We start from the raw sequence: 14,194 nt of genomic DNA on the forward strand, positions 1-14,194 counted from the left end.
CGCTGGGTTCATGTGAAAACATGAACCCTTTTTTCACCGCCCCGAGCCTAGTCAAAACCGAAACCTTCCGCAAACAGCACTTTCAACTTCGCCATCGCTTCTCGCTCATCGCTGCCGCTACAGATGATCTCCAACGATCCTTTGCCTTTAATACCGGCCCCCAAAATACTCATAATGCTTTTTCCCTTGATAACCTTACCGTCGTAGATCATCTCGATCCGCGATTGATACTGCGCGCAGGCCTTGGCCAGAACCCCAGCTGGACGCGCGTGAATGCCGTGCTGATTGCTGATTTTCACCACTTCTTTCAACATAATTTTGGCTCCTTACTTACAGTCCGTCTGACGGACACATAGCCTGTACGAAGTTAAAATAGCCCTGGATCAGGAGCTGCGCGACCATTGCACCAGGGTCGACAAATGCGCGCGACCGTTCACCGTGAATCGCCGCACGGCCATGCTTTGCCAGCATGCCCGTCGTCTGCTGCACGCCCTGCTGCGCCAGCAACAGTGCTTTCCTCGCTGCCGTCTGCGGTTCATCGCTGGCGTGCAGCGCCACCAGCGCAGGGGCCATACCATCAAGAAAAGTTTTTTCTCCCGGCTGCGCTTTACCACGCTGCTGCACGCCATCGTACCAGGCCTGAAACAGCGCGCCGGCATCCGTAAAGCCCAGCACCTCCCGACCTTTAAACGACTTACCCGCCTGCATCAGTCCGGAAGCCATTAGCGTGCCCATGGTCGACGGCACCGCCGAAGCCATCACCTTGCCCGCCATATAGAAAAATCGCCCTACGTCACGTTCGTCGCTCTGCTGCGCGTAGCGCGCCGCCGCCGCGAAACCATCGCTCATGGTCAGCCCCAAATCACCGTCGCCAACCACGCTATCCAACTCGGTCAGCACCGTTTTGTTAGCCTCCATGATTCGGGCCCATTCAGTAAAAAGCGGCCGCAGACTCTGCGTATCTATGGTCATCACGCCTCCTTAAGCCGAAAACTGCCGAAACATCGGCGTATCGGCCCCGGCATTGAGCAGTGTTTTCAGCTCTTCATCCACCGGCATCAGACTGATAGACATACCGGTCATCTCCATCGCCGTAGCAAACTCGCCAATCCATACGCGGAAAACGCGCATGTGGCTTTCTGCCAGAATCTGGTGCACGTGGCGATACATCAGATACAACTCTTCCAGCGGCGTAGCACCAAGGCCATTGATCAAGACGGCCACTTCATCCCCCTGCTGGCAGGGCGAATCCGCCAGCAGCCAGGACATCATCTCTTCGGCGATCGATTCTGCGTTTAGCTGCGGGCCACGGCGAATACCACTTTCACCATGAATGCCCATGCCAATCTCCATTTCGCGATCGCCAATATGAAACCCCGGCTTGCCGATACGCGGTACGATGCACGGCGACAGCGCCACGCCCAACGTACGCACGCGCTCGCCCGCCTTTTGCGCAATGCGCTGGACGGTTTCCAGATCATCCATTCTGGCCGCCGACGCCCCCGCGCATTTGTAGACAAAGAAAATACCCGCGACGCCACGTCGGGTTGCCGCCTCTCCGCCCCCCGGCACGGCGCCCGCCGAATCATCGGCAGCGACTACCGTCGCGGTGCGAATATCGCACTCCATATCGGCCATTTCCGCAGCCATATCAAAATTAAAAATATCGCCGTTGTAGTTGCCGTACAGATAGAGCACGCCAGCCCCGCGGTCCACCGCTTGGGTGACGGCCAAAATTTGCGCCGGCGAGGGCGACTGAAACACATCGCCAATCGCGCAGCCGTCCAGCATGCCCCGCCCCACATAGCCCAGAAACAGCGGCAGATGCCCCGAGCCACCGCCGGTGACAATTCCGACCTTGCCAGGTACCGGGCGTGCGGCCACCAGGCAGTGCGGATCATCGTTCACCAAACGAAAAGCATCGGGGTGCGCCAGATAGATGCCTTCCAGCATCTCCGGGATAAAGTCCTCCGCCTGATTCAAAAATTTTTTCATGCGTTCTCTCCATGAATGTCCCGCCCGCACGGGCGGGCGTCTCAATTAGCGGGCAAATTTGATTTGTGACGGGTAGGCCCAGCGCTGCAGCTCTTCCGGCGCGAAAGATTCGGGCTCCTTACCGCCGTTAATGACCAGCGCGTGGTAGTAAATCTGCGCCATCTCTTCCAGATAGGCAGACTTCAGCACCGCTTCGTACGGATCTTTATCCACGCCGATTGCGCCATGTTTTTCCATCAGAATGGCGTCGGCGCGCTGGATAGGTTCGATGACGCTGTTCGACAGCGCGGGCGTACCTGGGCGGCCATAAGGCGCAACCGGAATCACCCCGTCTTTCAGGTTGAGGATCGCGCATTCGTACACCACCGCCGGGATCGGTTTATTCAACACGGCAAATGAGGTGGCATAGAGAGAGTGCGTGTGGGAGATGGCGAAAACGTCAGGACGCGCCTTATAAATTTCGATATGCATCAGGCATTCGCTGGTAGGACGCAATCCAGCTTCACTTTCAATGACATTAGCTTCAACGTCCATCACCACAATATCGCGCGGCGTTAAATCCATTTTGTCGATCGTGGTTGGGGTCACCAGAATAAATCCCGTCTCTTTATCCCGTACGCTGGAATTACCTGCTTTATGTTTACACAGTCCCCATTGCTGAGCGGTTCTGGCCATTTCAACGACGTGTTTTTTCTGAATGTCTAACATAATATTTATCCTGTATACGATTATAGGGGCGAGCGATGTCGCGACAATCATTGCCGGGAAATAACGTTGCCGTTTTCTGACTGCAACGATTTTTAATTAATAATTACTGATGATGGAAAAGTTTGTTTATCAGCGCATATTCATCCTGCGCGCGGCGAATAACATTGCCGCCGTCATAAAACTCGAGAAATTCATTTAATTGCGCCAATGCCTTAAGATGTTTTTGTGGGTTATTGGTCGCCAGAACAATAATAATATCGGCCTGCATATAACCCGCAAAATCAATCTTAGAAGGTAAGCGTAATAACGCCATACCCGTATCCAGCGCGCCATCATCAACACCAGCGTGAGCAATAATCACGCCATCGGCCAGCATGATATAGGGCTGTTCATCGGCGATTTTATTGAGCATGATTTGCAGATAGCGTGGTTCAATCACGCCACACACCAGCAGCGATGACGACGCCTGAGTAATAGCCTGCTGCCAGCTGTCCGGCAGCGAGGTGACGAACTGAACGTGCTCGCGCTGCAGTAGGTCCGTCAGCGATGGCGTCGGCGGCTCAATGCTGCCTGCCGCACTCACGGCGCTGTTCTCATCATAGATATAGCTAGCGAGCGCACGCTGTAGCCCTTTATGATCGATAATATTGCCGAAGCGTTCGAAGATAAGCAGCAGTTGCTCTATCTGAATGATATTCGGGTCCACACCCTGTAGCGCGCCGATCACATGATTGCGGAACGCACTTTTATGAATGCTGCTGATGGACGGATTCACCACAAACACCATCTTGCTGGTGTTCAGGTGCGTGGTCGAGAAAACCACATCGTAGTGCCCGGTATAGCGCTCAAACTCGCGTCGTGACATCACTTCGGTAAAGTGCAGCTCCGGGAAAAGTACCTGCAGCGTCAGGAAGAGATAAGTGGAAATGGTCGCGCTATTTTCACACACCACGACCGCGGTTTTCTGGATTTTAATCTGATGGATAACCCCCTCGCGGGTCAGCCAACCGCCAAAGAGCACCGTTAAAAATGCCATCTCTTCATCAGGAATTTCGCAGTGCAGTACCGTCTCAAACGGCACCGCCGCGCGGCGAACCATCTCATGCAGATGGCTGAACTCTTTCACCACCAGATCGTAAACGCTGCTGGTGTTGCTCAGATGATAGCGAATACGGTAATAGGCCGGTTTCCAATGCTGATAGATTTTCTCAATCAGCTCATTTTTCTCTTTGATCGTGACGCAGCTTATTTTTTCAAAGCTGTCGACCACCGCGACTACGCTTTCAAGCAGTAGCGTATCGAGGTGAAAATATTTATCGGCAATACTTTGAATATTTGAGCTTTGGATCAGTGCCGTCAGGAAAACCAGTTCATTTTCGCTATTGATATTGATTTTACTGATAACGCTCTGCATCAGGGTAAATTCTCTGCTGCCAATAATATCAGCGTAGCTGATCGGAATATTGACCAGGCTTTTCCCTGAATCAATACGATGCAGGACAAAGCAGATAAAATAAATAAGCTCCTGAAGCTGGCGGTCGGTAAACTGAATTTTAAAACGCTTTTCAATTTCACTGAAAACGTTGCCGACCTTTTCCAGATAATCGCTCATAACGTTGTTGTATTGAGCGAGGATATTTTTGGCAACCGGAATTTCCAGAACCCGGCGTAAACAATTCAGCAGCAGATAGCGTTTTTCCAGCTCCTCACCCAGAATATGGTAGCCGTTGCCTCGGTCGTAGCTTATCTCCAGCCCGTGCTCAATAACCTCGGTACGCACTTTTTTCAGATCGTTGATAATCGTATTCTGGCTAACGCTCAGTGAAGAAGAGAGATGCAACAATGACAGCCGTTCGTTGCGGGTCAGCAGCATAAAGATAATCATCTGCCCACGTTCTTCTTCCGAGTAGAGGTAGCGATGCTCGGTTTCCGAGGTCTGATTCTGACGAAAATGCTCAATCACATGGCGTGGGATATTCAGCTTCCCGGTTTTCAGGCGGTTGATCCGGTCGAAGTGGTTCGACTCCAGGTAGTCATTCACCTTTTTCAACGTATAGCTCAACTGTTTGCGCGTCAGGCAAAACTGCGCTTCAAGCTTCGTCCCTGTGATACCGGGATCGTTCACAATGGCATCCAGCACTGCAACCACGCGTTTATCCATAGCCATGCTAACTCTCCTGCAATGAAAAGCCTGGCGGCGGCACCTGCCGCCAGACGTGAACATGAAACCCAGAGTTACGCCTGCTGAACCTTCGCCTGCTGTTCGGCTTCCTGCTGCGCAAGATTGCTTTCACGACGCAATTCGCGGGAGTAAAAGAAGTAGCCGCAGCCCCACCACAGCGCGAACACCAGCGGGATGAAGTTGCCTTCCAGGAATTTGAACAGGAAGGAGAAGGCATAGGTGAAGACCGGGGCATCAATCGAGCTGTTCGAAATCAGCTGCCCTGCCGGGATGGTGATAGCTTTAGTGGCCAGCCCAAGGTCGGTAATCATTGGTGCGAACTGCGTGCCAACAAACAGGAAGAACGGCACGCCAATAATGCTCAGGATAACCATGCGCAGCGTGTTACCGCGTGTCACCAGATAGGCCGGAACAATCAGCGCAATATTGATGATGCCAGCAAACGGCAGGATCTTATTTCCCGGCAGAATCAGCGCCCACAGCAGGGTGAACGGGATGGCGACGATAATAGCAAACCAGATTTCGCTCGCACCGCCCATAAACGGCCAGTCAATACCCACGAACAGCTTACGCCCGGAGAATTTCTTGTTCATATAGTCGCTGATGGCCTCAGAGATCGGCGACAGGGCCTGCATAAAGAGCTTGGAAATCATCGGGAACAGCACCAGCGCCGTCGAAGCCTGTACGCCCAGCATCAGCGTTTTGGCAACACTGTAGCCCGCAATCACGCCAAACAGGATCCCCAGAATAAAACCAATGATGTGGTTTTCGGCAAAGACCCCGACTTTGGCGCGCAGCGCGCTGGCATCCATTGGTTTATTGCAGACCGGTATTTTGCGCAGCAGCAGATCGAACGGGTAATAGATGGCACCAAAGAAGACCATACGGTGCGTACAGGTCACTCCCGGGATCCCCGTGAGTTTCTCAATACGATGCTGGTGAATATCCCCCGCGTTCAGTTCCATAATGATCTGGAAGGCGGCAACGAGGAACGCCAGTACCAGACTCCAGACCGGGCCAAACAATGGGGTGGTGACGCTCACCACGATAAATGCGGTAAAGATTTTCCCCCACACGTTCCAGAGGTCGGCGTTGAAGGTATTGGTCTTGTTCAGCATCAACATCACGATGTTGACGCCAACCTGAAGCGGGAACATGGCGAACGCATAAGGCCAGGCCCAGGAGATATTCGCCATCGTCGTCCAGCCGCCATCGACGATGCTTAACTCAAGGCCGGTACGGTTCATCATGGTCTGTGCAGCAACACCGATGGCATCGACCATAAAGCCAATCAGCATGCTCATCCCAACGAAGGCGACGCCCAGTGTGATAGCCGCCGAGGCCGCATCGCGGAATTTCATCCGCACCACCAGCCCGGCTAATAACATAATAAAGGGCACAAAAACCGGCGCGCCTAAATTCAGAATATAATTTATGACTACACCAAGAAAGTCCATAGCACTTCTCCACTAAAATAATTATATACTCTATGGCTTTCGAGTTGCGGGAAGGCGGCAAGTGAGAGAATCCCGATGAGCTTACTTTAGTAAGTGATTCGGGTGAAAGAACGCAGCCAACGCCCCCGCGGCTTGAAAGACGACGAGTATACGGATTAAAGAGCTACACCTTATTTACAGGCATCAATGACCTTTTGTAATTCCTGCTCCATCCCCATGCCGGTCAGAAAGGCAATTCCGTTAATTACCGGGATAGGGTATTGCTTATCAACTTTGGTGATAGCGATATAAGCCGCACTATCTTTTATATGACTATCAAGCGATTTCAGGTCGATGACTTCAACTTTGATATGCGACTGCTGACGTTCATTCAATAAGCGGGTCACTTTACTGGCAACCGTTTGTGAGGTAGCAACGCCGCTTCCACATGCAACAATGACTTTTTTCATCTTATAAATCCTTATCTAATTGCAGTCTTGATGTGAGGGTACAGAGAAAGGTTTCTACATCGTCTATTTCGCGTAGGGCCTGAACGACCTCTTCATCCGCAAGGCAGTCCATAAGCTTTTGCAGCGCTGTCAGGTGGCTGCTGTGGTCAACAAAACCTAGTAAAACAATAAAATGAACATAAAGCGTGTTGTCATCATTGCCCATCTCCTGCCAGGCAATAGGCGTAGACAACCGTGTTACGGAGATGAAGGGGCGAATAACGTGCTGAGGATCGGTATGAGGAAGCGCAAGAGCCACCGGCAGCGTGGGCAGCGCGGTAGGGTACGCCTTTTCACGGGCGATGATGGCGTCAAGAAAAGAGTCCCGGACGTAGCCTTGCTCTTTCAGCAGCAAAAATATCGAAGAAAAAAAGTCTGTGGAATTATTATAGTGTTTATCCAGAAATGTGAGCTGAGGCGTAAAATATTCACATCCTTGCGCACTTTCATTCGGGGCATCAATTATATCCGTTCTCATCCGAATATCCTCTCCAACCGCTAAGAATTAACTACAGCCAATGTTAATTCAGGTGTAGTCAGCGAGCGACAAATATTGCTCCCAAAAGATGTGCGCAGGCTGGCGCAACGCGGTGAGCTTTTTATTATGAATTAGGTCACATTTTTATGGATAGGATGCGTTGACAGAAAAATAATTCGGCAGGTCACGATAAATAAAGCAGAAAAAAGGAGATAACCCTGGCAGGTTATCTCCTGTTAAGCAGCTATTAGCCCGCAAGGAAGAAGCGGAACGCCGGGTTATTTGTCTCGTCGTGACACTCATAGCCCAGTTCATTGAGTCGGGTTTCAAAGTCCGGCTCATTGTCGCCCAGCTCAAAGGCGGCCAGCACGCGTCCGTAGTCGGTACCATGGCTACGATAGTGGAACAGTGAGATATTCCAGTGCGTGCCCAGCGTGTAGAGGAACTTCAGCAGTGCCCCCGGCGATTCCGGAAACTCGAAGCTGAACAATCTCTCCTTCAGTGGTTTGGAGGGACGACCGCCAACCATATACCGCACGTGCAGCTTCGCCATTTCGTCGTCGGACAGGTCCACCACGCTGTAGCCACCATCGTGCAGCAAGCTAAGGATTTCCTTGCGCTCTTCCAGACCACGGCTCAGGCGTACGCCGACAAAAATGCAGGCGTCTTTGGCATCGGCAAAGCGGTAGTTAAACTCCGTTACCGAACGTCCACCCAACAGCTGGCAGAATTTAAGGAAACTTCCCTTCTCTTCCGGGATGGTCACCGCCAGCAAGGCTTCACGTTGTTCCCCCAGCTCGCAACGTTCGGAGACATAGCGCAGACCGTGGAAGTTAACGTTCGCACCGGACAACACGTGCGCCAGACGTTCACCGCGAATATTGTGCTGGGCGATGTATTTCTTCATCCCCGCCAGCGCCAGCGCCCCGGAAGGCTCGGCTACCGCACGGACATCTTCGAAGAGGTCTTTCATCGCCGCGCAGATAGCATCGCTATCAACGGTAATGATGTCGTCGAGGTATTCCTGACACAGGCGGAAGGTTTCATCGCCAATACGCTTCACCGCCACGCCTTCCGCAAACAGACCCACGCGCGGCAGATCCACCGGATGCCCCGCGTCCAGCGCCGCCTTCAGGCAGGCCGAATCTTCTGCTTCCACGGCGATCACTTTGATCTGCGGCATCAGCTGTTTGATCAGCACCGCAACGCCCGCCGCCAGCCCGCCGCCGCCCACCGGGACAAACACGCGATCGAGGTGGGCATCCTGCTGCAGCAGTTCAAGCGCCAGCGTGCCCTGCCCGGCAATCACCATCGGGTGATCGAAAGGCGGCACCCAGGTGAAGCCCTGCTGCTGCGCCAGTTCAATCGCTTTCGCTTTGGCTTCATCAAAGTTGGCACCGTGCAGCAGCACCTCACCACCGAAACCGCGCACGGCATCGACTTTAATATCGGCAGTGGCCACCGGCATAACGATCAGCGACTTCAGGCCCAGACGAGCGGAAGAAAACGCTACGCCCTGCGCATGGTTACCCGCAGACGCGGTAATCACGCCGTGCGCCTTCTGTTCCGCCGTCAGTCCTGCCATCATCGCGTAAGCACCGCGCAGCTTAAAGCTGTGCACAGGCTGACGGTCTTCACGCTTGACCAGAATCACGTTATCAAGCCGCGAAGAGAGTTTGTCCATTTTCTCCAGCGGCGTGACCTGCACGGCTTCGTAGACCGGTGCGCGCAGCACCGCTCTGAGATACTCGGCACCCTCAGGGGTGCCGGATAGGGGCTGAGATTCCGCCATGGTGATTAACCCCCCAGTTTCGATTTATCGCGTACCGCACCTTTGTCGGCGCTGGTTGCCAGGCTGGCATAAGCGCGAAGGGCAAAGGAGACCTGACGTTCACGATTTTTCGGCGTCCACGCCTGGTCACCGCGAGCTTCCTGCGCTTCACGACGCGCGGCAATTTCCGCATCGCTCAGCTGCAGCTGAATGCCACGGTTCGGGATATCGATAGCAATCATGTCGCCATCTTCAATAATCGCGATGTTGCCGCCGCTGGCCGCTTCCGGGGAAACGTGGCCGATAGACAGGCCGGATGTACCGCCGGAGAAACGCCCGTCGGTGATCAACGCGCAGGCTTTGCCGAGACCCATGGATTTCAGGAAGGTGGTCGGGTAGAGCATTTCCTGCATGCCCGGCCCACCTTTCGGCCCTTCGTAACGAATGACAACAACGTCGCCTTCAACCACTTTGCCGCCGAGGATGGCCTCAACCGCGTCGTCCTGGCTTTCGTACACTTTTGCCGGGCCGGTGAATTTGAGGATGCTGTCATCCACGCCCGCCGTTTTCACGATGCAGCCGTTTTCCGCGAAATTACCGTAGAGTACCGCCAGACCGCCGTCTTTGCTGTAGGCATGTTCCAGCGAGCGGATGCAGCCTTCGGCGCGATCGTCATCCAGCGTGTCCCAACGGCAGTCCTGCGAGAACGCCTGGGTGGTACGGATACCCGCTGGGCCAGCACGGAACATTTTTTTCACCGCTTCATTCTGGGTAACGGTGATGTCGTACTGTTCCAGCGTCTGCGGCAGGGTCAGACCGAGCACGTTTTTCACGTCACGGTTCAACAGGCCGGCGCGGTCCAGTTCGCCGAGGATCCCCAGCACGCCACCGGCGCGGTGCACATCTTCCATATGGTATTTCTGAGTGCTTGGCGCCACTTTACACAGCTGCGGAACCTTGCGGGACAGCTTGTCGATATCGCTCATGGTGAAGTCGATTTCGGCTTCCTGCGCCGCTGCCAGCAGGTGCAGAACGGTGTTGGTGGAACCGCCCATGGCGATATCCAGCGTCATGGCATTTTCGAATGCCGCTTTGCATGCGATGTTGCGCGGCAGCGCGGAGGCATCATCCTGTTCGTAGTAGCGTTTGGTCAGTTCAACGATGCGCTGGCCTGCAGTGAGGAACAGTTCTTTACGGTCAGCGTGGGTGGCCAGCAGCGAACCGTTGCCCGGCTGAGACAGTCCCAGCGCTTCGGTCAGGCAGTTCATCGAGTTGGCGGTAAACATCCCGGAGCAGGAGCCGCAGGTTGGGCAGGCGGAACGTTCAACCTGCTCGCTCTGCGAGTCGGAAACTTTCGGATCCGCGCCCTGAATCATCGCATCGACCAGGTCGAGCTTGATGATTTTGTCGGATAATTTGGTTTTACCGGCCTCCATCGGGCCGCCGGAAACGAAGATCACCGGAATATTCAGGCGCAGGGAGGCCATCAGCATCCCCGGGGTGATTTTGTCGCAGTTCGAGATGCAGACCATTGCATCGGCACAGTGGGCGTTAACCATGTACTCGACGGAGTCGGCAATCAGCTCGCGGGACGGCAGTGAATAAAGCATACCCCCGTGGCCCATGGCGATACCGTCATCCACCGCAATGGTATTGAATTCTTTAGCCACGCCGCCGGCAGCTTCGATCTGCTCGGCAACCAGTTTACCAAGGTCGCGCAGGTGAACGTGGCCCGGCACGAACTGGGTAAACGAGTTCACGACGGCGATAATCGGCTTACCGAAGTCGGCATCCGTCATCCCGGTGGCGCGCCACAGCGCGCGGGCGCCCGCCATATTGCGGCCGTGAGTGGTAGTGGCGGAACGATATTTAGGCATGCTTTTGTACTCCCAGTCTCTGTCTCGTTAATGAGGCGGTGCGTGCCGCCCCATTATTTATCTTATTGATTAACCTGATCCAACCAGCCCCATTTATCTTCGGTTTCACCGGTAAAGAGGCCAAAGAATGCTTGCTGAATACGTTTAGTGACCGGGCCACAGCGGCCTTCGCCGACCTGGATACCGTCAACGCTGCGCACCGGGGTGATTTCAGCGGCGGTGCCGGACATAAAGACTTCATCCGCCAGGTACAGCGATTCACGAGACAGCACCTGCTCGCGAACTTCAATTCCGATATCCTTCGCCAGCTTGATGATCGCATCGCGGGTAATACCCGGCAGCGCCGAAGAGGTAAACGGTGGCGTAAACAGAATGCCGTCTTTCACTTCAAACAGATTTTCACCCGCGCCTTCAGACAGATAGCCGTTCACATCCAGCGCGATCCCTTCCTGATAGCCGTGGCGGCGCGCTTCGCTACCGACCAACAGTGAGGAAAGGTAGTTGCCGCCTGCTTTCGCGGCAGTTGGAATGGTGTTCGGCGCAGCGCGGTTCCAGGAAGAAACCATCGCATCGATCCCTTGATCCAGCGCTTCAGCGCCCAGATAGGCGCCCCACGGGAACGCCGCGATGATCACGTCGGTGCTGTAGCCGTCCGGCGGGTTAACGCCCATACCGACATCGCCGACAAACACCAGCGGACGGATATAGGCGCTGGTCAGATTATTTTTGCGCAGTACGGCGCGGCAGGCTTCCATCAGTTCATCCACGCTCTGAGAGACCGGGAAGCGATAGATTTTGGCGGAATCACGCAGGCGCTGCATGTGCTCACGGTGGCGGAAAACAACCGGGCCTTTGTGGGAGTCGTAGCAACGGATGCCTTCGAATACAGAGGTACCGTAGTGCAGCGCGTGGGACATCACGTGAACCTTCGCGTCTTCCCAACGAACCATCTCACCGTTGAACCAGATGTAATCCGCTTTTTTCGTCGTCATTTCTCTTCCTATTGCGCTCAGGCGCGAATCTGTTGTTGTGATGTGCTTGTACACTGCTGAACGGCAACCGAAGCCACGTCCACCAGTTTATTTAATTGACTAAACAGTAAGTCGACTGACCGCGGGCTGGCAACGGTCAATTCGATATTTATATTCTGCGCATCGCTGGCCGCCTCCATATTCATCGCGCAAATCTGAAAACCGCGATGACGGACCACACGTAACACGCGTTCTAAGGTTTCCGGGTTGAAGCGGGCCTGCACGTTGACCTGATGTTGCATCATGATAATTTCTCCAGCATTTGTGAGTTACTGGCGCCAGGCGGCACCAGAGGCCAGACGTTCTCAAGTTCGTCGATTGAGACATGAAGCAGGTACGGGCCTTCGCTTGCCAGCATGGTGTCGAGTGCCGCTTCAACCTGGTCTTTACGGGTGATGTGTTGACCAGGGATGCCGAAGGCGCTGGCCAGCATGAGGAAATCGGGGTTATCGGTCAGGGTGGTTTCACTGTAACGTTCCTGGAAGAACAGCTGCTGCCATTGTCGAACCATCCCTAAACGCTGGTTGTCGAGTAAGACTATCTTCAGCGGTAACTGCTTACGTTTCACGGTGCCCAGCTCTTGCACGTTCATCATGAAGGAGCCGTCACCGGAGATACAGATAACCGTGTCGTCAGGTCGCGCCACCTGTGCGCCAACGGCGGCCGGCAGACCGAAGCCCATGGTGCCTAAACCGCTTGAAGTGATGAAATTCTCCGGACGGGTGTAGGTCATATGTTGAGCCGACCACATCTGGTGCTGCCCAACGTCGGTGGTCACCACGCTATCGGCCGGTTTACGGTCCGACAGCTGCTTGAGCAGCAGCGGCGCGTAGATTGCCTCACCAGGATGGTCGTAACGCCAGGCGTGCTCGGCGCGCATCGCCGCGTTGTGCTGGCGCCATGCGTCGATAGCCAGCGGCTGTTGCAGCGCAGGCAGCAGCGCATTCAGGTCGCCCTGTAATGCCACATGCGTCTGGCGCAGCTTGTTCATTTCCGCCGGATCGATATCCATATGGATAACCCTGGCGTGCGGCGCGAAGGTATTCAGCTTGCCGGTCACGCGATCGTCAAAGCGGGCACCAACGGCGATCAGCAGGTCGCATTCCTGCACCGCCAGGTTTGCCGCCTTGGTACCGTGCATACCCAACATACCGAGGTAGAACGGGTAATCGGCTGGCACTGCGCCCAGTCCCTTCAGGGTACAGGTCGCTGGCATTTGTGTGACGGCCATAAATTCGCGCAGCGCCGGTACCGCCTGCGCCATTCCCACGCCGCCGCCGACATACAGCATCGGTTTATGCGCCTGCGCCAGCATCTGCTGGGCCTGCGCCATTTCGGCGTGAGGGAAAGCATCGTCGCTTTCTACGGTGGAGAAGAACGGTTCCAGATCACCCTGTGCCACCTGCACGTCCTTCGGAATGTCGACCAGAACCGGGCCAGGACGGCCTGAGTTTGCCACCTGGAACGCCTCTGCCATTACGCGCGGCAGCTCTTCCAGGGATTGCACCAGGAAACTGTGTTTGGTGCAGGCCAGCGACAAACCGAGAACGTCCACTTCCTGAAAAGCATCCGTACCGATTAACGGTGCGGCGACCTGACCGGTGATGGCCACAACGGGCACGGAATCGAGTAACGCATCGGCCAGACCGGTGATCAGGTTGGTTGCGCCCGGGCCGGAAGTGGCGATGCAAACGCCGGTTTTACCGGTAGCACGCGCATAGCCGATGGCCGCCATTGCCGCGCCCTGTTCGTGTCGACACAGCAGGTGCTCTACGCCGCCGTCATACAGTGCGTCGTAAACCGGCATGATGGCTCCACCAGGATAACCAAATACCGTTTCAACACCCTGCGCTCGCAACGCATGTACCACCCACTGTGCGCCATTCATAGTTAGTTCCCCGCCGTAGATCGTGAGAAACAGAATTTTATGCTGCGTGTCACGTTCTGCCTCCCGTTATTGTTTTTAGGTCATAAAAAAACCCCCGGACCTTTCGGTGCGGGGGTCTTAGTTCGTTAAGGCTTGATTTCTAAGCCTTTCCTCGTCCAAGTGCAGCCCCGCACGGTGGGATAATAATCACCACCACGCTAATCACGACCAGGCTAATCACTCGTAGAAGGGCTTTCATTTTTGTCTGTTCTTGCATCTTGTTCGAAGGAATACCTACAGAGTTACCACAGACATCACAAAAAGCACAAGTTTTTTTTAT

Annotated in this window: 14 protein-coding genes; all 14 read right to left on the minus strand. The window is 54.6% G+C overall.

All coding sequences use genetic code 11. The annotated features are described in order from the left end of the window. Positions 1-47: 47 nt before the first annotated feature. The gene (locus H7R58_RS22875) at positions 48-314 is read right to left on the minus strand and encodes an HPr family phosphocarrier protein (protein WP_182929703.1); all 267 of its coding nucleotides are present in this window, start codon (positions 312-314) and stop codon (positions 48-50) included. A 16-nt stretch (positions 315-330) separates the two neighbouring features. Next, positions 331-972 carry a dihydroxyacetone kinase family protein gene (locus H7R58_RS22880; RefSeq protein ID WP_106929789.1) on the minus strand — a complete coding sequence of 214 codons (642 nt, stop codon included), beginning with the start codon at positions 970-972 and terminating at the stop codon, positions 331-333. A gap of 9 nt (positions 973-981) precedes the next feature. After that, positions 982-1,995 (minus strand): dihydroxyacetone kinase subunit DhaK, encoded by a 1,014-nt coding sequence (locus H7R58_RS22885; protein ID WP_182929704.1) that lies wholly within the window; start codon positions 1,993-1,995, stop codon positions 982-984. Positions 1,996-2,040: 45 nt separating this feature from the next. Beyond that, positions 2,041-2,703 (minus strand): class II aldolase/adducin family protein, encoded by a 663-nt coding sequence (locus H7R58_RS22890; RefSeq protein WP_182929705.1) that lies wholly within the window; start codon positions 2,701-2,703, stop codon positions 2,041-2,043. Between the two features lie 103 nt (positions 2,704-2,806). Then, the gene (locus H7R58_RS22895) at positions 2,807-4,870 is read right to left on the minus strand and encodes a BglG family transcription antiterminator (protein ID WP_182929706.1); all 2,064 of its coding nucleotides are present in this window, start codon (positions 4,868-4,870) and stop codon (positions 2,807-2,809) included. Between the two features lie 68 nt (positions 4,871-4,938). Beyond that, positions 4,939-6,342 (minus strand): PTS galactitol transporter subunit IIC, encoded by a 1,404-nt coding sequence (locus H7R58_RS22900; RefSeq protein ID WP_182929707.1) that lies wholly within the window; start codon positions 6,340-6,342, stop codon positions 4,939-4,941. 170 nt (positions 6,343-6,512) lie between these two features. After that, entirely contained in the window at positions 6,513-6,791 is a 279-nt protein-coding gene (locus H7R58_RS22905; protein WP_035896401.1) for a PTS sugar transporter subunit IIB, read from the minus strand. A gap of 1 nt (position 6,792) precedes the next feature. Beyond that, a complete protein-coding gene (locus H7R58_RS22910; RefSeq protein WP_182929708.1) occupies positions 6,793-7,308 on the minus strand; it encodes a PTS sugar transporter subunit IIA in 516 nt (171 codons plus the stop codon). A gap of 247 nt (positions 7,309-7,555) precedes the next feature. Beyond that, a complete protein-coding gene (gene ilvA, locus H7R58_RS22915) occupies positions 7,556-9,100 on the minus strand; it encodes a threonine ammonia-lyase, biosynthetic (protein WP_106929775.1) in 1,545 nt (514 codons plus the stop codon). Positions 9,101-9,105: 5 nt separating this feature from the next. Then, positions 9,106-10,956 carry a dihydroxy-acid dehydratase gene (ilvD, locus tag H7R58_RS22920; protein WP_106929773.1) on the minus strand — a complete coding sequence of 617 codons (1,851 nt, stop codon included), beginning with the start codon at positions 10,954-10,956 and terminating at the stop codon, positions 9,106-9,108. A 62-nt stretch (positions 10,957-11,018) separates the two neighbouring features. Then, positions 11,019-11,948, minus strand: coding sequence for a branched-chain amino acid transaminase (locus H7R58_RS22925; protein ID WP_106929772.1), 930 nt, complete (start codon positions 11,946-11,948; stop codon positions 11,019-11,021). Between the two features lie 17 nt (positions 11,949-11,965). Beyond that, positions 11,966-12,232: an acetolactate synthase 2 small subunit gene (gene ilvM / locus H7R58_RS22930; RefSeq protein ID WP_182929709.1), complete on the minus strand. Its 267-nt coding sequence runs from the start codon at positions 12,230-12,232 to the stop codon at positions 11,966-11,968. Then, positions 12,229-13,875 carry an acetolactate synthase 2 catalytic subunit gene (ilvG, locus tag H7R58_RS22935; RefSeq protein ID WP_106929767.1) on the minus strand — a complete coding sequence of 549 codons (1,647 nt, stop codon included), beginning with the start codon at positions 13,873-13,875 and terminating at the stop codon, positions 12,229-12,231. The genes ilvM and ilvG overlap by 4 nt, the downstream gene beginning before the upstream one ends. A 139-nt stretch (positions 13,876-14,014) precedes the next feature. Continuing rightward, positions 14,015-14,113 carry an ilv operon leader peptide gene (ilvL, locus tag H7R58_RS22940; RefSeq protein WP_015966468.1) on the minus strand — a complete coding sequence of 33 codons (99 nt, stop codon included), beginning with the start codon at positions 14,111-14,113 and terminating at the stop codon, positions 14,015-14,017. Positions 14,114-14,194 lie beyond the last annotated feature (81 nt).

It is taken from the genome of Klebsiella sp. WP4-W18-ESBL-05 (assembly GCF_014169075.1).
Taxonomy (GTDB): Bacteria; Pseudomonadota; Gammaproteobacteria; order Enterobacterales; family Enterobacteriaceae; genus Kluyvera; species Kluyvera ascorbata_B.